The sequence below is a fragment of the Rhodococcus sp. ACS1 genome (assembly GCF_002300155.1).
GTDB lineage: Bacteria > Actinomycetota > Actinomycetes > Mycobacteriales > Mycobacteriaceae > Rhodococcus_F > Rhodococcus_F koreensis.
Genome location: NZ_NSDZ01000006.1, coordinates 214903 through 230979 on the forward strand (window position 1 = coordinate 214903; position 16077 = coordinate 230979).

The window sequence follows — 16077 nt, forward strand, 5'->3', positions numbered from 1 at the left end:
AAACAAGGATTCGCCAGCAACTCGCCGATGCCTCCGGTGGGGGACGCGGCGCTAGTCAAGGAGATACGAAGTGCGAGATGTAGTTGTTGTCGGCGCGGGCCTGGCCGGACTCTCTGCCGGTTGGCGGTTGCGTCATTGGGACACTCTTGTTCTGGAGTCCGACGAGCGCGTCGGTGGCCGTATTCGCTCCGAGCGTCGCGGGTCGTACTGGCTGAACTGGGGTGGCCACGTGTTCGCCGGCCCCGGATCGTCGACCGAAGCCCTGCTCAACGAGGCCGGCGTCATGTCGGTCGACATTCCCGGGTCGCTTCAGGCGCTCTCCATGAACGGGAAGTTCCTCAAAAAGGGACACATCGCCACTTACCCGTTCCGGATCCCGATGTCCCTGTCGGCGCGGATGGCGACCATGCGTGCCGGAATGAAGATCGTTGCGGGCGTCGGAAAGTACACCGGAGTGGTGCGGACGCGTGCCGGTGAGTCCGGCGCAATGCGACAGCAGCGAATCTACAACTTCGCGAACGACGAGTCGTTCCTCGATTTCGTCGGAGACCTGCCGGAGGATGCGGCCGCCCTGTTCAAGACCACCGTCACCCGGTCGGCCGGAAACATGGACCAGATCTCAGCCGGTGCAGGCATCGGATACTTCAGTTTGGTGCTCGGATTCGGACAGGGTCTGAGCCGCGGCATCGTCGGCGGACCCTCCACCCTCACCGAAGCCCTCGCCGCGTCGTTGGGCGAGCGCGTTCAGTTGGGTGCGGAGGTGCAGGAGGTCGTCCACAAGAAGGAATCGGTCGTCGTCCGCTACCGCCAGGACGGCCGTGACCACGAGGTAGAGGCGCGAACCGTCGTTCTCGCCACGACCGCGGACGTGTCGCATCGCGTCGGTGTCGATCTGCCGCAGGAGCTGCGTGAAGCGCTCGCACAGGTCAAGTACGGACCCCACGTCAGCTCGGCGTTCCTCACCGACGAGAAGACGAAGCAGCCGTGGGACGACATCTACGCCATCGCTGCCCCGAAGCGTTCCTTCGCGATTGCCCTGAACCAGGCAAGCATCGTGCGCGGCAGCGAGTCCGTACGGCAGCCGGGTGGCAGCTTCATGACGTTCTCGCCGGCAGCCCTGGGTCAGGCACTGCTCGACAAGAGCGACGAAGAGGTCGTACAGACCCACCTCGCCGATCTCGAGCAGATCCTCGGGCCCGGATTCTCCGACACGGTCGTCGAGGCAAAGGCCGCGCGATGGAAGAATGCGTCGCCCTACAGCTTCCCGGGTCGCGCGAAGCTGCAGCCCACGCTGACTCGTGGAGCGGGTCGCGTCTTCCTGGCCGGCGACTACCTCGGAACGCTCTACACGGAAACGTCGATCACCTCCGGGTTCTCCGCCGCACAAGAGGTGACCAGTGTGCTCGCCACACACCGTCAGACACTTCACAGCAGCCCCGTAGCCGCACAGGCCGCCAGCGCCTGATATTCCGCACACCCCCCAACGATCCAGGAGTCACTCTTATGTCCAAGCAACTCAGCGGTGTCCTCACTGCATTGACCACCCCGTTCGACGCCGACGAGCAGATCGACGTGAACAAGCTCGAGGTCGTGGTGGACCGCTCGATCAAGGCGGGCGTCGACGGAGTCGTCGCCGCGGGATCGACCGGTGAGGTCGGGGCGCTGTCGTCGGACGAGCGCCTGCGGCTCGTCGACACGGTCATCGAACATGCCGATGGCCGGGTGCCCGTCATCGCTCAGACCGGTGCCACGACAACTGCCGAAGCCATCCGGCTTTCCCGCGCCGCCGAGAAGTCGGGCGCAGACGTGCTCATGCTGATCACCCCGTTCTACGAGCCGCTCTCGACCGAAGAGACGGTGGCGTACATCAAGGATGTCGCTTCGTCGGTGGAACTGCCGATCATGCTGTACAACATCCCCGCGGTCACCGGTGTGAACCTGGACCCCGCCACCGTTCGCTCGCTGGCCGAAGAGGTCGACAACATCCGCTACATCAAGGACTCGAGCGCGAACTGGGAACAGGCACTGCAGCTGATCCACCACCACAGTGACGTGATCGGTACGTTCATCGGCTGGGACTCCTACATCTACAGTGCTCTGGTCGAGGGTGCTGCCGGAGTCATGGCAGGTGCCGCAAACGTGGTTCCGGACGAGATCGTCGCAGTCAACCGGCTCATCGCCGACGGCGACCTGCACGGCGCGCTCGCCAAGTGGCGTGACCTGTACCCGGTGATCGATTCGATGATCTCCGTTCCGTTCATCTCCGCCGTCAAGGCGGGACTTGCCCTGCAGGGCGAGCCGGTCGGCGCTCCCCGGCGACCCACGGCCGAGCTCCCCGCCGAGCAGGTCGAGCGAATCGGACGAGCACTGAAGAAGCTCGCTGACCGGAACGGGTAAATCGTGCCGGAAATCGACTGGGCCGAGTTACTCACGACTCTGGCAGACGGAATCTGGGGACCGATGGCCTATGTCGTCCTGGGCCTGGGGTTGGCATACACCATCGCCATGAAAGGCATTCAGTTCCGGCGCATTCCCGACATGATTCGCCAACTGAGGGAGCACAGCGAGGGGGAGGGAGGCCTGTCCTCCTTCCAAGCGCTCGTGCTCGCTCTCGGGAGCCGCGTCGGTGTCGGAAGTATCGCGGGCGTCGCAACCGCGGTCGGCGGTGGTGGACCGGGCGCACTGCTGTGGATGGCCGTGACCGGTCTCGTCGGCTGTACCGTCGGGTACGCCGAGGCCACCCTCGCGCAGGTGTTCAAACGTCAGGTGGAGGACGAGGACCGGAAGAAGGCCGGCGAGGACATCGGCGGCATGCCGTACTACATCAAGTACGGCCTGAAGCTTCCGAAGGTCGCGGCGCTCATCGCGTTTCTCGGGCTGGTCGGCTACGGCTTCATGTTCCCCGGGTTCCAGGTCAGCACCATCGCTTCCAGTGCTCAGCTGGCGTTCGGCTTGCCGAGCTGGGTGCCTGCGGTCTTCGTCACCGCGCTGATCGCTTTAGTGATCTTCGGCGGCACGACGCGGATCGTCAAAGTCACCCAGACTCTCGTTCCGACTCTTGCAATCGGGTACCTCGTGCTGGCACTGGCCGTGATCTTCGCGAACCTCGAAAGCGTCCCCGACGCAATCAAGCTCATCGTGAACTCGGCATTCGGTATCGATCCCGTGTTGGGCGGTATCGCGGGCGCCGCAGTCGCGTGGGGTGTTCGCCGGGCGGTCTTCGCGTCGGCGAACGGCATCGGTGAGGCCACCTTCGCGGCCGCGGCGGCGCGGACCTCGCATCCCGGCAAGCAGGGCCTGGTCCAGACGTTCAGCATCTACATCGACGTCCTGCTGATCTGCATGGCAACGGGTTTGATGATGGTGGTGTCCGGCCAGTACAACGTCTCGGACGGCTCCGGCGGACATCTCGTCGAGAATCTTCCCGGCGTCGAGGCAGGGCCGAACTGGGTCCAGAAGTCCATCGACACACTGGCGCCGGGATGGGGTGCCGGCTTCATCGCCGTCGCCGTGTTCCTGTTCGGCTTCACCTGTCTGCTGCTGTACTACTACGTCGCGAACTCGAACCTCCTGTTCCTGCTGAACGGGCGAAAGGGACCGGTGCCCAAGCTGATTCTCAAGATCGGCACACTCACGATCGTCTTCGTGGGTTCCGTGGTGAACGCCGGAATCGTCTGGGCCATCGGCGATATCGGGCTCGGAATGATTGCCTGGATCAACCTCGCCTGCCTGGTCCTGCTGTTCCCCATGGTCTACAAGGTCTACCGCGACTTCGAGCAGCAGAAGAAGCGCGGACTCGACCCGACCTTCGACCCGAAGTCGCTCGGCATCGAAGGAGCCGACTTCTGGGAGGAAAGCAGCGCCACGACCGTTACAGCGGATCGCAAAGATTGAGCTCTTCGTTCGAGGACCGTGCACGGCGTCGATGTGACGCTGTGCGCGGTCCTTCGCGCGGAACCCGCGTGATGGGGGCGCGCTTACTTCGCGAGTTCTTACCCGTCGGAACCACGCCGACGCGCCAGTTCGATTTTCATAGAACACCATGGAGGTTCGTCCGATGTCCATCCCCACTCATACTGGACACACGTCGGTCCGTCGACCCACCGACGGTTCACTGAAGGTCTCCGATGATCTCCCGCCGTTGCAGCATTACATCGGCGGAGAATTCGTCGACGGCGAGACCGACTCGTTCACGGACATCGTCGACCCCTCCACCGAAACCGTCATCACCCGAATCCCCGAAGGCACCGCCGCAGATGTCGACCGAGCCGTCGTCGCCGCGGTCGCCGCCAAGCCCGACTGGGCGCGGCTGGTCCCCAAACAACGCTCGGAAATACTGCACCGCATCGCAGACCGACTCGAGCAGAACTCCGAGATCCTCGCCCGCCTCGAATCTGCTAACACCGGCAAACCGTTCGAGGTCTCGAACGACGACGTCGCCGGCGCCATCGACACCTTCCGATTCATGGCAGGCGCACTGCGCGCCACCACCTCCCTCTCCGCGGGCGACTACGCCGAGCACCACCTCTCGCTCATCTTGCGTGAACCCCTCGGCGTCGTCGGCGTCGTCACTCCGTGGAACTACCCCCTGCTGATGGCCGCCTGGAAACTCGCACCGATCCTCGCCGCCGGGAACACCGTCGTCATCAAACCCTCCGAGCAGACCCCACTGACGACGCTCAAGTTCGCCGAACTCGTCGGTGACCTACTGCCTGCAGGTGTCCTGAACGTCGTCACCGGACTCGGTGCCTCGGTCGGAGCACGCCTCACCGAACATCCCGACCTCGACATGATCGCCCTCACCGGATCGGTCGGCAGCGGCAAAGCCGTCGCACGCGGCGCAGCGGAATCCCTCAAACGCGTTCACCTCGAGCTGGGCGGCAAGGCATCCGTGGTGATCTTCGCCGACGCAGACCTTGACGACGCCGCCGTTTCCCTGCGCGCGGCGAGCTACTGGAACTCCGGCCAGGAATGCGGCGCCGCCTGCCGCATCCTTGTCCACGAATCGGTCGCCGACGCCTTCGTCGACAAACTCGTCGCGCAGGTTGCCACTCTCGTCGTCGGCGAACCTGCCGTCGGCGACGTCGAAATCGGACCCCTCGTGTCGAAGGCGCATTACGACCGCGTCGCCGGATACCTCGAACGCGCTGCGCAGCAGGGAATCACCGCGGCCATCGGCGGAGCGCCACTGGACGGCCCCGGCTACTTCGTCGCACCGACCGTGCTCGTGGGTGTGCCCGACGGCGCCGAATGTGCACGCGAGGAAATCTTCGGCCCCGTCGTCACCGTTGAAACCTTCACCGATGAGGACGACGCCATCCGCCGCGCCAACGATGTCCCCTTCGGGCTGTCCGCATCGGTCTGGACCGAGAACGCCCGTCGTAGCCACGATGTCGCCGCACGCATCGACGCCGGAACCGTGTGGGTGAATTCCCATCTCGTCCTCGCGAACGAAGTCCCCTGGGGCGGGTTCAAAGGATCCGGCTACGGACGTGACCTGTCGATCTACGCACTCGACGACTACTCCCGCACCAAACACATCATGCACAACCACGGGCGCTGACCTACCGCCGATCCGCGCACGGAATCTTGGCGGGGGTCGATGCGACGAGCCAGGTCATATAGTGCTCGACCACGGTGCCTCCGAGTTCCCGGACAGCGGCGGCAGCGCGGTCGGCCTCCTCTGCGGTCCAGTCGCTGAACGTCGAGAACAGCCGGAACACCTGCCGGTCGTTCAGTTCGATGTTCCACCGGAACGTGCGGACCACGTCGACGGTGAACAGGCCCGAACGAATCAACTCCGCGGTGAGCGCTGAAACATCCTCCGGATCGCGTCCGGGGTGTGCTGGTGTGCCGCGGTCCTGCACGATCCGTGCGACCTGCTCCCGGAACGGGGTCCCGGCATCGGGGTCTCCGAAGACGTTCCGCCACACCAGGAACCTCCCCTCGTGGGTCAGCGCGCGGTGGACCTTCGGAAGAGCGACAGCGAGATCGATCCAGTGAATGGAAGTGGCCGCGATCGCGATATCGAAGCCATTCTCCGGAAGCTCGGCGTCCTCGACGCGTTCGACGATGACGGCCGCGTCCGGATATGCACGTCGAAGGTGTGCGGCGAGTCGAGGGCCGGGCTCCACCGCAGTGACGTTCAGGCCCGCGGCGAGCAGGGGACCGGTCGCCTGCCCGGTTCCCGCTCCGATGTCCAGGGCGCGGCGGCCGGGCTGGAGAACACCGAGACGGCGAAGACCGTCCCACAGGGCCGGCGGATACGGCGGCCGCGCCTCACCGTAGGTGTCGGCGTGCGCCTCGAAGTGCATCGGGTCGACCACGTTCGAAAGTCTATGCTCCTGTGCAGACCGGCCTGGTCACCGATCTCCTGTCGGCAACGTGCCGTCAGTTCAGCTCCTCGGCCAACGCGACGATGATCCCCGCGGGGCCGCGTACGTAGCAGAGCCGGTAGCTGTCCTGGAACTGCGCCATCTGTCCCACGAGTTCCGCGCCGTGGGCTCGCAGACCGGCGACAGTGTCGTCGATATCGTCGACGGCGAACATGATGCTCCGTAGACCCAGCGTGTTCCCCAGTGCGTTCTTCGGCTCGGCGCTGACCGCCGTCGGGTTGTGGAACTTCGTCAGCTCGAGCCGGCCGTGGCCGTCCGGGGTCCGCATCATCGTGATGTCGACTCGGACGCCGTCGAGCCCGTTGATGCGGTCCACCCAAGGTCCCTCGATCCGCGCCTCGCCCTCCCGCTCCATACCGAGTTCGACAAAGAACGCAATAGCAGCCTCGAGGTCGTCGACGACGACGCTCACGTGGTCCATCCGCTGAATCGCCATGTGGTTCTCCTTCGTGGTCGCGCGGCCTTTCGTGGCCGCCGGTGTGCCTGGGACGGAGTCGGCGCCACATTCTCGACATCCGTGTACAGAGTCCAGCAGACAAGTCCTGATCGGTGCGCGGTTTCAGGGCCGGCACTGCCAGTTCAGTTTCCCGTCGGTCACAGCGGGCGTCCATCCACCGCCGAACGGGATGAACCCGGGCAGGTAGGTGAACGCGGTCTCGCCTGCGGAATTGCCACCCGCGGGTGCGCCGCCCATTTCTTCGTCGAGCTCTCCCCAGATGTCGAGTTCCATACTGCCGCTCCTCCACGAGGCGTTCGAGGTCGAACAGTTCGTAGGCCGGCAACAACGCCACCCAATTCTCGTGCGGAAATCCGCTGATCTGCTCGAAGAATGCCGTCAGCTCGTATGGCCACTCGACGCCGGTGGCGTCGACGGACTGGGTGATCTGTGCCCGGTCCGCACCGGCGATCGGCGCGGGGGTCAGGTGTGTGCGGATCCAGTGGGCGATCCGCGTCTACTGCTCGATGACCGCGTGGGCGGCGTCTTCCTGCAGGACAGCGGAACGATGAATCGTGCCGGCAGGGTCTGTGGCGGGTGAGGGCGCCGGCCGGGTCGGAACTGTGGTGAGCATCCGGGGGAGGTAGGAGTCGCCCACTTTCACCGTCGTCAGTGGCAACGGGTGCTCGGCGGGCGATAGCTGCAGCAAGACAGCCACGTCGCCCCGGTCGGCGTCCCGTCCTCGCGCGTGGACCCGGATGTGCCATGAACCGGGCGAGATGTCGTCCACCGTGGTCACTCCCGCGATGTCCTCGATGGAGGTCTCGGTCCCTGCAGGATGCGGGATCAGTGAGAGTGGGCCAGTCACCGCGAACGTGCCTTCCTCGATCGTCTCCCACTCGGTCATCGTGGTCGTCGGCGGTGTGGTCCGTACGCTGATGCCGACCTCCGCCGGGCCGTATGTCGCACCCGTGTAGACCACGACGAAGTCGGTCCCCAGGAAGATGAGACGTCCACACGAATCGGAGCTCAGGTCGCCGTTCTGGATCCCGGCGCCGCCCTCCAGAGTCTGACGAAGAGGACAGGAACCCCGAGATCGATCGTTCGGCGTGTGTCCATCCACGGATGATGTCATCCGGTATGCCGATCCGTCGAAGACGGAGCGGTAATTCTACTCGCGCATCGGGAATCGGTAGGTCAATGGAGCGTGGGTCGGTAGATGAGCTCCTGGATGTGACCGTCGAGCGTCCGGTTCTCGAGCAGTTCCAGGTCGAAGTCGGCCGCACCCTGGAAGATCGGGTCGTCACCGGTCTGACCGGTGATCACTGGGAAGAGCGTCACCTGCAGGCGGTCGACGAGTCCGGCGGCCAACAGCGCCCGGTTCATCGACAGGCTGCCGTGGGAGCGCAGCGGCACGTCGGACTCCTGCTTGAGCCGGGCGACGATGTCGACGGCGTCACCGCTCACGATGGTCGCGTCCGGCCAGTCGAGAGGTCCTTTCAACCTCGTCGACACCACCGTTGCAGGCAGACTCCTCATCCGAGTGACCCACGGGTCACGCACTTCGGACTCTTCGGTGCTCGATGCCAGCATTTGCGCAAATGCCCGATACGTGTTGGCCCCGAAGACCATCCGCTGATCCGCCGCGTACAAGGAAAGGCGGTGGTCGAGCAACTCGGGACCCTGTTTGCCCCAGTAGCCTCCCCAGTCTCCGCCGCTGACGCCGCCGTAGCCGTCGAGGCTGGAAAAGACGTCGAAGGTGTAGGTCGCGGTCATGTCGTTCTCCTCGAGTCACGTTTGATCGATGTAGGTACTGACTGGGAATCAATGCAAAACTCATCGTCGCCGATGGGGCGCAGCGTTGCGCAGGGTTCCGTGAGGTGGCTCGCGGGTCGACAGCCGGGGGTCGCGCTGTAGCGGGCGGATCAGATCCCCTCTGTCAGAGGGGCGAACTACTCGTACCATCGCGACGAGCAACAGGTCGCCACTCACTGCCGAGACCGGTGATCTGATCACGGTCCTGATCTGCGGAGTTCCGCGGATTAGCAGGCATGCGGCGACCTGTTTCTCTGTGCAGAGCGGGCGACTCCAATCATTCTGGGGCTGCTTGGTCGCCGCGATCCCGGTTACCACCGCGGGACACATACACCCACCGCGCTGCCGACGCCTGTGATTCAATCGCGTCATGCGCAAGTCACTGCTGATAGTCGCGTTGATCGCGTCCTGGTCGGTTGCCGGGGCTGTGCCTGCGGGGGCGGCACCGACGCAGCCGTCCTGGTCGGGGGAGTATTCGCTGAAGCGCTTCGCCGCGACGAAGACCGGCACGAGTTTGGCCGCGCGGCAGTGGGAGCCCGACTTCTCCGATACGTACCGATTCGAGACGAGTTGCACGGACGACTCCTGCGTTGCGACCGTGACCGATGGACCCACGCCGGCCAATCCGACACTGCCGCTACCGCCGCGGTACACCTGGGACGGGACCAGTTGGGTCCACACCTACGACTGGGAGTGGGACTGCTACCAGGGCGAGGGTGTGCCGAAGGTGTGGGCACCGGCGCACTCGGTTGCGTACTACACACCGCAGCCAGACGGGACGCTGACCGGTTCCTGGCGTACCGACATCGACAGCGGCCCGTGCGAAGGCTCGGTGCTCATGGACGTCGCCGCCTATCCCGTCCAGCCGCCACCCGGACCATTCGGCAGCAGTTCATAGGGCGCGGACGCACAGCGGCCGCGAACCGGCTGAGCCCTTGCCTAGCAGCCGCCCTGTGAGCATGCCCAGCTTCTGGCGATCTTCCATGCTCCGTCTTCGGCGACGAACGGAATCGGAGACCCTTCCGGCTGTGCCTGCCCTTGTAAGACGGGGTTGCCGAAGGCGAGTAAGGATCCGTCGCCACGGTCCACCACTAGGTGGAACTCGACCGTCATTCCCTCTTGAACGAACTTCTGGGCGAGCCGTGGATCGGCGTCATCGACGCCCTGAATCAGATTCACTCGGTCGGACAACGGGACGTCGTAGTCGAGGGCAGTGTTGTACAGAGCGGTCAGCTCGTCCGCCGTCGGGAGCAATCCCGGAATGTCGGGTGTGGCCGGCACGGATGACGTTGCTTCCACTCCCACCGAGGGGGGTGCTGACTCGCCGCCGTGGGAACCGCACGCAGCCATCAGCACCGACGTGGCGACGACGACGCCGGCGATCGGTATCGACTTGAACCGAAACGTCATCGACGAATCCTTCGTGGTGAGGAATGCAACTGTTCGTGCCACTATGACAGTTCGATGCTCGCTTCCGGCCCGTCGGACTCGTCGCGGGCGCACCGGTAGCGCTCATAGATCACGCGCGAGCCGAACGTCCTGGTCTCGACGAGGTCCAGCGGAACGTTTTCGGTGACCGGCGGCAGGAACGGCGTGCCGCCACCGACGACGATCGGATTGCGGAACATGCGCAGCTCGTCGACGAGACCGAGCTCGATTGCTGCCGCGGCCAGGCCGGCGCCGCCGATCGCGACGTCCTTGTCGGTCGCGTCGCGCGCCGCGGCGGCCTCCTCGGCCACCGACGCCTCGGCGAGCCGGGCGTTGCCGTGAACGCTGTCGAGCGTGCGGCTGAAGACGACCTTCGGGATAGTGCACCAGACGTCGGCGAACGCGGCGTGAAGCTCGTTGTCGCGCATCGACGGATCCGTGTCCCACGGCAGCATGGTCTCGTAAAGCCTGCGGCCGCACAGATAGCCGCCGAGCTCGCGTATCTGCGCGACGTGGAAACGAAACTGCTCCTCGTCGGGCACCGTCCACCCGAATCCGCCCTCCCGGTCGGCGATGAAGCCGTCCACCGAGACGCTCATCGAGTAGATCAGCATTGCAATGTCACCGTTGAGCTGGACATCCCGCTCTCCATCCTTCTGCACGCTGCTCGCCCACACACTGCGACCGATCGCGAGACGACAACGGATCGTCGTGGGCGGTCCACGCGATCGTACGGCGGTTGTCGACGTCAGGTGTCGACTCGCCCCGGGGAGGATCGGCACTCGCAGCACCCGATCGACGATCATTGACGGCATGGCGAACACGAGAATCCAGCCGGGCGACATCGTCCGAGAGTCGTACTCGGCCAGATCCCAGGAGTACACGGATCTCTTCGGCTCCATGACTTCGACGCACCCGTCCGATCGGGCCCTGGTGAGCAGCTGGGCCGCCGCCCTGACGGGTCCCGTGCTCGACGCCGGGTGCGGTCCGGGGCAGTGGACCGACTTCTTGGCCGCGTGCGGAGCCGCTGTGAGCGGAATTGATCTCGTTCCCGAGTTCGTCGAACGTGCTCGCGCGCAATATCCGGACCTCTCCTTCGGCGGCGGCAGCTTCGAGACGTTGGACGTCGCGACAGAATCACTGGGTGGTGTGCTGTCCTGGTACTCGCTCATTCATCACGGTCCACAGGACATCGAAATTCCGCTCGCCGAGTTCGCGCGCGTGATCCGACCGGGCGGAGGGCTGCTGGTCGGCTTCTTCGAAGGAGCAACCGTCGAGACTTTCGACCATGCCGTGACCACTGCCCATCGTTGGCCGGTTGCCGAACTCGGCCGGCAATTGGCCCAGGCCGGCTTCGAGGTGATCGAGACACATACCCGAACCGGGAGCGGCTACAGGCCTCACGGCGCAATCACCGCACACCGGCAGAGCATCCGGTGACGGCTACAGCCTCGGGTCCACCGGCTCGGATTCGAGCGCCAGAACCGCGAACACCGTTTCGTGCACCCGCCACAGCGGGTCGCCTTCGGTGAGCCGGGTCAGCGTCTCGAGGCCGAGCGCATGTTCGCGCAGGGCCATCGATCGTTTGCGACCGAGTGAGCGGTCGCGGAGAACGTCGAGGTTCTCGGTGTAATCGGGGCCGTAGATGATTCGCAGGTATTCCTGTCCCCGCACCTTGATGCCAGGCTGAATCCTTCTCTGTGCCAGTTCTGCGGGTGTGGAGCCGAGTGGCTTGACCACCATGCCCTCGCCGCCGGCATCGGTCAGTTGCGACCACCAGGTGGTCGCCGCATCCCGGGACTCGTCGGAGGTGAGATCGACGAACTGGTGCCTGGTCTCGGCGATGAGGGGATCGTCGAGTGTCGCCAGCTTCGCGAGGTGCCATGAGTGCGGTTCGGTGACCGCGGTTGCGCGGCCGTCGCAGGCGAGGATGTGGAACGGTGCGAGCCGCACCCCGTCCAGGCCGGTCACCGGCCAGCAGTACCGCGCGTACGCGTCCCTGAAACGTCGGGCGTTGGCCGCGCGGGTCCGGGTGTGAGCCAACAGGTCTGCGACGTCCAACCCTCGTGCCGCGGCCCGTTCCAGTGCGGTGATCGCGTCCGGCAGCGCCGCACCCGCCGCGGCGCCGACCGATGCGTATTGGCTGCGGATCAGTTCTCCGGCCTTCGCCGACCACGGCAGCAGCTCGCAATCGAGCGCCAGCCACGACGACTCGAGATCGTCCATCAGCGGCCTGCACGCGGTGCGGAGCCGGGCCACCAGTTCGCTCATCGTGGCCGGGTCGTCGAAGAACGGTCGGCCGGTGCGGGTGTAGACGATCCCCGAACTTCCATCGGTGACACCGAACCGCTCCGCCGCGGTTGCGGCGTCGCGGGCGAGCACGGCGATCGCCCGGGAACCCATGTGCTTTTCCTCGCACACGATCTCGGTGATCCCATTCGCCGCGAACTCGGCGAAGGCCTGCGCGGGGTGTTCCAGGTAGCCGTCGAGGTTCGAGGTGGCGGGTGGAGCCATGGTCGGCGGCAGGTACACCAGCCAGCGCGGGTCGACGGCGAACCGGCTCATGATCTCGAGCGCGGCGGCGGAGTTCTCCTCGCGCACCTTGATGCGTCCCTTGTTGTGCCGGACGTCGATGTGCCGTGTTCCGCGCACGTCGTCGATGGACAACAGGGCCGGATCGCGCTGTGTCCGACGCGCTGGTGTGGCCGGCCCCGTCTCGAGTGGTCGCGCCGGTTCGAACCACACCTGCTCGGCCGGAACGGACACGATGTCCTTGCCGGGGTAGCGCAGGGCGGTCAGTCTGCCACCGAAGACGACTCCGGTGTCGAGGCAGATGGTGTTGTTGATCCACTCGGTCTCGGGAACAGGGGTGTGGCCGTAGACGACGACGGCCCGTCCGCGGTACTCGTGGGCCCACGGATAGCGCACCGGCAGCCCGTATTCGTCGGTCTCACCGGTGGTGTCGCCGTACAGGGCGAACGAACGCACCCGCGCCGATGCGCGGCCGTGGTAGGCCTCCTTCAGCCCGGCGTGCGCGACCACCAGATTGCCGCCGTCGAGTTCGTAGTGGCTGATCAGGCCGTCGATGAAGGCGTGCGCCGACTTACGGAAGTCGTCAGGTTCCGCGGCGAGCTGATCGAGCGACTCCTGCAGACCGTGCGAGGCGGCGACCTTCCGGCCGTGCAGCGCCCGGGCGAGCTTCTGTTCGTGATTGCCCGAGACGCACAGCGCCGTTCCGGCCGCCACCATACCCATCACCAGGCGCAGCACGCCCGGGGTGTCCGGTCCGCGATCGACTAGGTCGCCGACGAACACTGCGGTCCGCCCCTCGGGGTGGTGGGCGCCGGCGCCATCGGGCTGGAGCCGCCAGCCGAGTTCGCGCAGTAGCGTTTCCAGCTCGCTTCGGCAGCCGTGCACGTCGCCGATGATGTCGAACGGACCGGTCAGATCCCGCTTGTCGGTCCAGGCCTTCTCGGTCGACACCGACGCCGAGTCGATGGCGTCGACTCCGGTGAGCACGTGCACTCGCCGGAAGCCTTCGCGGCCGATCTTCGGCAGTGACCGCCGAAGGTCCTTGTGCTGCCGTCGGATCACGTGTGCACCGAAGTCGCGGTCCGGTCGGGTCGCGTTGCGCGCGATCGCGACGTCGTCGGGAACGTCGACCACGATCGCGTCCACCAGGACGTCGTGGGACTTGGCCAGATCGATCAATGCCTTGCGTGCTTCGCGCTGCACATTGGTGGCATCGACGACCGTGAGCAGACCACGCCGCAGCCGGGTCTCGGCGATGTAGAGCAGCACGTCGAAGGCGTCCGAGGTTGCGGCCTGGTCGTTTTCGTCGTCGGCGACCAGCCCCCGGCAGAAGTCGGACGACAGCACCTGGGTCGGTGCGAAATGCCGCGCAGCGAAGCTGGACTTGCCGCTGCCGGACACACCCACGAGAACCACCAGCGACAGTGCCGGCACAGAGATGTCAGGCATCGGAACCACCCGCCCGCGCGAAAACCGCCATCTGAGTCGGTGGACCGACCTCGGGGTCGTCCTCGCCGACCGGCCGGAAGTCGGCGGTGTATCCGTGGACCCGGCATACGTTGCCTGCCCACGAACGGAATTCGGCCCTGGACCACTCGAAGCGGTGGTCGCGGTGACGCATTCCCTCGAGTTCGGGGTAGCGCACGTTGTACTCGGAGTTGGGTGTCGTCACGATCACGTGCCCGGGCCGCGCGGTACCGAAGATCACCTGCTCGAGTGCGGTGAGCCGCGGCGGGTCGATGTGTTCGACGACCTCCATCAACACGGCCGCGTCGTAGCCGGCGAACCTGCTGTCGGTGTAGGTGAGGGCCGCCTGGAACAGTTGCAGGCGCTCGCGGCGGCGCTCCGGCATCCGATCGAGCCGCAGCCGGCGTGCCGCGATCGTCAGCGCCCGGGTCGACACGTCCGCGGCGGCGATCTCGGTGAGGCGGGGATCGTCGAGCAGCGCGGAAACGAGTTGGCCGGAACCGCATCCGAGGTCGATGACGGTGCGGGCCTCGAGTTCGCCGAGCGCTCCGAGGACCGCCTCGCGCCGAAGCAGGTTCAGCGGCGGGGCGGCCGCCGTGTCCGCCTCGCACCCAATGCCCGCCGCGTCGCTGCCGGGCTCCTCGTCGACCGGTGGTTCCAACCGCTCCGCCACGTCGTCGCCGAGTTCGGCGAGCCGCTCGAACGCCGAGCGCGTCAGGGCGGACTGATGCCGCAGGTAGCGGCGGGTGATGAGGGTGCTCTCCGGGTGCTCCGCGAGCCAGGATCCACCGGCGCGGATCAGCTTGTCGACCTCGTCGGAGGCGACCCAATAGTGCTTGGCGTCGTCGAGCACCGGAAGCAGTACATACAGGTGATTCAGGGCGTCGGCGAGCCGGATGTCGCCGCGCAAGGTGAGCCGCACATAGCGGGAATCGCCCCATTCCGGAAACGCGTCGTCGAGTGGCACGGGGCGCGCCTCGACGGTCCACCCCAGTGGCGTGAAGAGTTGTTCGGCCAGTTCCGGTCCACCGCGACACGGCAGTGCGGGCAGCGAAATCTCCAGCGGGATCGGCGTCGCGGCCAATTCCGGCTTGAGCGTGCACCGTCCGGCACGGGCAGTGCGGAAGACATCCGCCAACGCCACCGACAGCAGCGACGACACAGCGTACGGCCGGTCGTTGACATACTGTCCGAGCGCATAGTCGGCGGACCTGCCGGACCTGCCGGACCTGCCGGACGTGCGGGCGAGCCGAATCGCATCGACATCGAGCAACAGCGCCGCCGTGCAACGATTTTCGTTCGCCTCGGGATAGAACACGCGTGCGACACCGCAGGATTGGGTGAACTCCTGAACCCGATCGGGGTGCTTGTGCAGCAGGTACCCGAGATCGGTTGCCGGGCGCGCCGTCGTGGAAATCGTCAGGATCACCAGGCACAGTCTGCCGCAGGCAGGGTGCCCGCCGCACCCAGATTTCGGTCGGGCACCCGTCCGGACGGTACGGTGCTCGATTCGGTGGATACCTGGTTCGAGATCAACAGGGTGTCCGCACGCTCGAACGCAGTGTCGTCGCTTACCGTCCCGAAGGCACCCGGATCGTCGCCACAGCCGGCGACGCCGACAACACCGACGCGAGGGCAGGCGGCAGGCACAGCGGAACATCCCGTTGGCCCTCGACGAGTTGACCGCGATCGCCACCACCCCGCCCCTGACAGTGACGGCGTCGCTCATCCCGGCCGTGCCGCTGATGCCGTCCTGCGGAGCCGTCACCGATGGGAACGGGCAGAGCTGACCCGTGAGAAGGTGGCCCGGCTCGACCGAGCGCTCGAAGTGCGGTGGGCGAACTGCCGGGTAGCAGGGGCCTCACCCTGGATCGGCGGATCGGACCACTCCGGTTGACGGACTTCGGCAAGGACAGCGTCTGCGAGGTGGTCACCGTGGCATCGGCCGCCGGGGAACGGCGCCTGGACGGGTTCTACCCCGGTCACGGCAGCGCCTACTCCGAC

16 protein-coding genes are annotated in these 16077 nt (G+C 65.9%); 7 read left to right on the forward strand and 9 right to left on the reverse strand.

Going from position 1 to position 16077, the window contains the following annotated elements:
- Window positions 1-70 precede the first annotated feature (70 nt).
- From CJ179_RS29545 to CJ179_RS29560, 4 genes are all read left to right on the forward strand, one after another.
- The gene (locus tag CJ179_RS29545) at window positions 71-1465 is read left to right on the forward strand and encodes an NAD(P)/FAD-dependent oxidoreductase (RefSeq protein WP_095863766.1); all 1395 of its coding nucleotides are present in this window, start codon (window positions 71-73) and stop codon (window positions 1463-1465) included.
- Between the two features lie 38 nt (window positions 1466-1503).
- Window positions 1504-2397, forward strand: a complete 894-nt coding sequence (gene dapA / locus CJ179_RS29550) for a 4-hydroxy-tetrahydrodipicolinate synthase (protein WP_095863767.1) — start codon at window positions 1504-1506, stop codon at window positions 2395-2397.
- A gap of 3 nt (window positions 2398-2400) precedes the next feature.
- Window positions 2401-3894: a sodium:alanine symporter family protein gene (locus CJ179_RS29555; RefSeq protein WP_095863768.1), complete on the forward strand. Its 1494-nt coding sequence runs from the start codon at window positions 2401-2403 to the stop codon at window positions 3892-3894.
- Between the two features lie 163 nt (window positions 3895-4057).
- The gene (locus CJ179_RS29560) at window positions 4058-5563 is read left to right on the forward strand and encodes an aminobutyraldehyde dehydrogenase (RefSeq protein WP_095864009.1); all 1506 of its coding nucleotides are present in this window, start codon (window positions 4058-4060) and stop codon (window positions 5561-5563) included.
- 1 nt (window position 5564) lies between these two features.
- On the opposite strand, the gene CJ179_RS29565 is transcribed toward CJ179_RS29560, so the two are convergent.
- From CJ179_RS29565 to CJ179_RS29580, 5 genes are all read right to left on the reverse strand, one after another.
- Window positions 5565-6326 carry a class I SAM-dependent methyltransferase gene (locus tag CJ179_RS29565; RefSeq protein ID WP_095863769.1) on the reverse strand — a complete coding sequence of 254 codons (762 nt, stop codon included), beginning with the start codon at window positions 6324-6326 and terminating at the stop codon, window positions 5565-5567.
- Between the two features lie 64 nt (window positions 6327-6390).
- Window positions 6391-6831: a VOC family protein gene (locus CJ179_RS29570; RefSeq protein ID WP_095863770.1), complete on the reverse strand. Its 441-nt coding sequence runs from the start codon at window positions 6829-6831 to the stop codon at window positions 6391-6393.
- A 123-nt stretch (window positions 6832-6954) separates the two neighbouring features.
- On the reverse strand, window positions 6955-7125 hold the full coding sequence (locus CJ179_RS51460) for a hypothetical protein (protein ID WP_179377669.1): 171 nt from the start codon (window positions 7123-7125) through the stop codon (window positions 6955-6957).
- 223 nt (window positions 7126-7348) lie between these two features.
- Window positions 7349-7954: a hypothetical protein gene (locus tag CJ179_RS29575; RefSeq protein ID WP_095863771.1), complete on the reverse strand. Its 606-nt coding sequence runs from the start codon at window positions 7952-7954 to the stop codon at window positions 7349-7351.
- Between the two features lie 74 nt (window positions 7955-8028).
- A complete protein-coding gene (locus tag CJ179_RS29580) occupies window positions 8029-8607 on the reverse strand; it encodes a dihydrofolate reductase family protein (RefSeq protein ID WP_095863772.1) in 579 nt (192 codons plus the stop codon).
- Between the two features lie 409 nt (window positions 8608-9016).
- On the opposite strand from CJ179_RS29580, the gene CJ179_RS29585 reads away from it, so the two are divergent.
- Window positions 9017-9544, forward strand: a complete 528-nt coding sequence (locus CJ179_RS29585) for a hypothetical protein (protein WP_095863773.1) — start codon at window positions 9017-9019, stop codon at window positions 9542-9544.
- Between the two features lie 41 nt (window positions 9545-9585).
- Here the strand turns inward: CJ179_RS29585 and CJ179_RS29590 are convergent, their stop codons facing one another.
- Together CJ179_RS29590 and CJ179_RS29595 are read right to left on the reverse strand one after the other, a co-directional pair.
- Window positions 9586-10056: a hypothetical protein gene (locus CJ179_RS29590; RefSeq protein ID WP_179377670.1), complete on the reverse strand. Its 471-nt coding sequence runs from the start codon at window positions 10054-10056 to the stop codon at window positions 9586-9588.
- A gap of 41 nt (window positions 10057-10097) precedes the next feature.
- Window positions 10098-10688, reverse strand: a complete 591-nt coding sequence (locus tag CJ179_RS29595) for a dihydrofolate reductase family protein (RefSeq protein ID WP_095864011.1) — start codon at window positions 10686-10688, stop codon at window positions 10098-10100.
- 199 nt (window positions 10689-10887) lie between these two features.
- Here CJ179_RS29595 and CJ179_RS29600 point away from each other — a divergent pair, with 199 nt between their 5' ends.
- The gene (locus CJ179_RS29600; protein ID WP_095863774.1) at window positions 10888-11514 is read left to right on the forward strand and encodes a class I SAM-dependent methyltransferase; all 627 of its coding nucleotides are present in this window, start codon (window positions 10888-10890) and stop codon (window positions 11512-11514) included.
- A gap of 3 nt (window positions 11515-11517) precedes the next feature.
- On the opposite strand, the gene CJ179_RS29605 is transcribed toward CJ179_RS29600, so the two are convergent.
- Complete coding sequence (locus CJ179_RS29605; RefSeq protein ID WP_095864012.1) at window positions 11518-14055, reverse strand: polynucleotide kinase-phosphatase; 2538 nt, start codon at window positions 14053-14055, stop codon at window positions 11518-11520.
- Window positions 14048-15502, reverse strand: coding sequence for a 3' terminal RNA ribose 2'-O-methyltransferase Hen1 (locus CJ179_RS29610; protein ID WP_095863775.1), 1455 nt, complete (start codon window positions 15500-15502; stop codon window positions 14048-14050). The genes CJ179_RS29605 and CJ179_RS29610 overlap by 8 nt, the downstream gene beginning before the upstream one ends.
- Before the next feature lie 235 nt (window positions 15503-15737).
- Between CJ179_RS29610 and CJ179_RS52925 the strand changes: the two genes are divergently transcribed.
- Window positions 15738-15863, forward strand: coding sequence for a hypothetical protein (locus CJ179_RS52925; protein ID WP_255314973.1), 126 nt, complete (start codon window positions 15738-15740; stop codon window positions 15861-15863).
- Window positions 15864-16077 lie beyond the last annotated feature (214 nt).

Coding starts and splice junctions, on each gene's coding strand:
- dapA (WP_095863767.1), top strand. CDS start 1,504: ATGTCCAAGCAACTCAGCGGTGTCCTCACTGCATTGACCACCCCGTTC.
- CJ179_RS29560 (WP_095864009.1), top strand. CDS start 4,058: ATGTCCATCCCCACTCATACTGGACACACGTCGGTCCGTCGACCCACC.
- CJ179_RS29570 (WP_095863770.1), bottom strand. CDS start 6,831: ATGGCGATTCAGCGGATGGACCACGTGAGCGTCGTCGTCGACGACCTC.
- CJ179_RS51460 (WP_179377669.1), bottom strand. CDS start 7,125: ATGGAACTCGACATCTGGGGAGAGCTCGACGAAGAAATGGGCGGCGCA.
- CJ179_RS29580 (WP_095863772.1), bottom strand. CDS start 8,607: ATGACCGCGACCTACACCTTCGACGTCTTTTCCAGCCTCGACGGCTAC.
- CJ179_RS29585 (WP_095863773.1), top strand. CDS start 9,017: ATGCGCAAGTCACTGCTGATAGTCGCGTTGATCGCGTCCTGGTCGGTT.
- CJ179_RS29590 (WP_179377670.1), bottom strand. CDS start 10,056: ATGACGTTTCGGTTCAAGTCGATACCGATCGCCGGCGTCGTCGTCGCC.
- CJ179_RS29595 (WP_095864011.1), bottom strand. CDS start 10,688: ATGCTGATCTACTCGATGAGCGTCTCGGTGGACGGCTTCATCGCCGAC.
- CJ179_RS29600 (WP_095863774.1), top strand. CDS start 10,888: ATGGCGAACACGAGAATCCAGCCGGGCGACATCGTCCGAGAGTCGTAC.
- CJ179_RS29605 (WP_095864012.1), bottom strand. CDS start 14,055: ATGCCTGACATCTCTGTGCCGGCACTGTCGCTGGTGGTTCTCGTGGGT.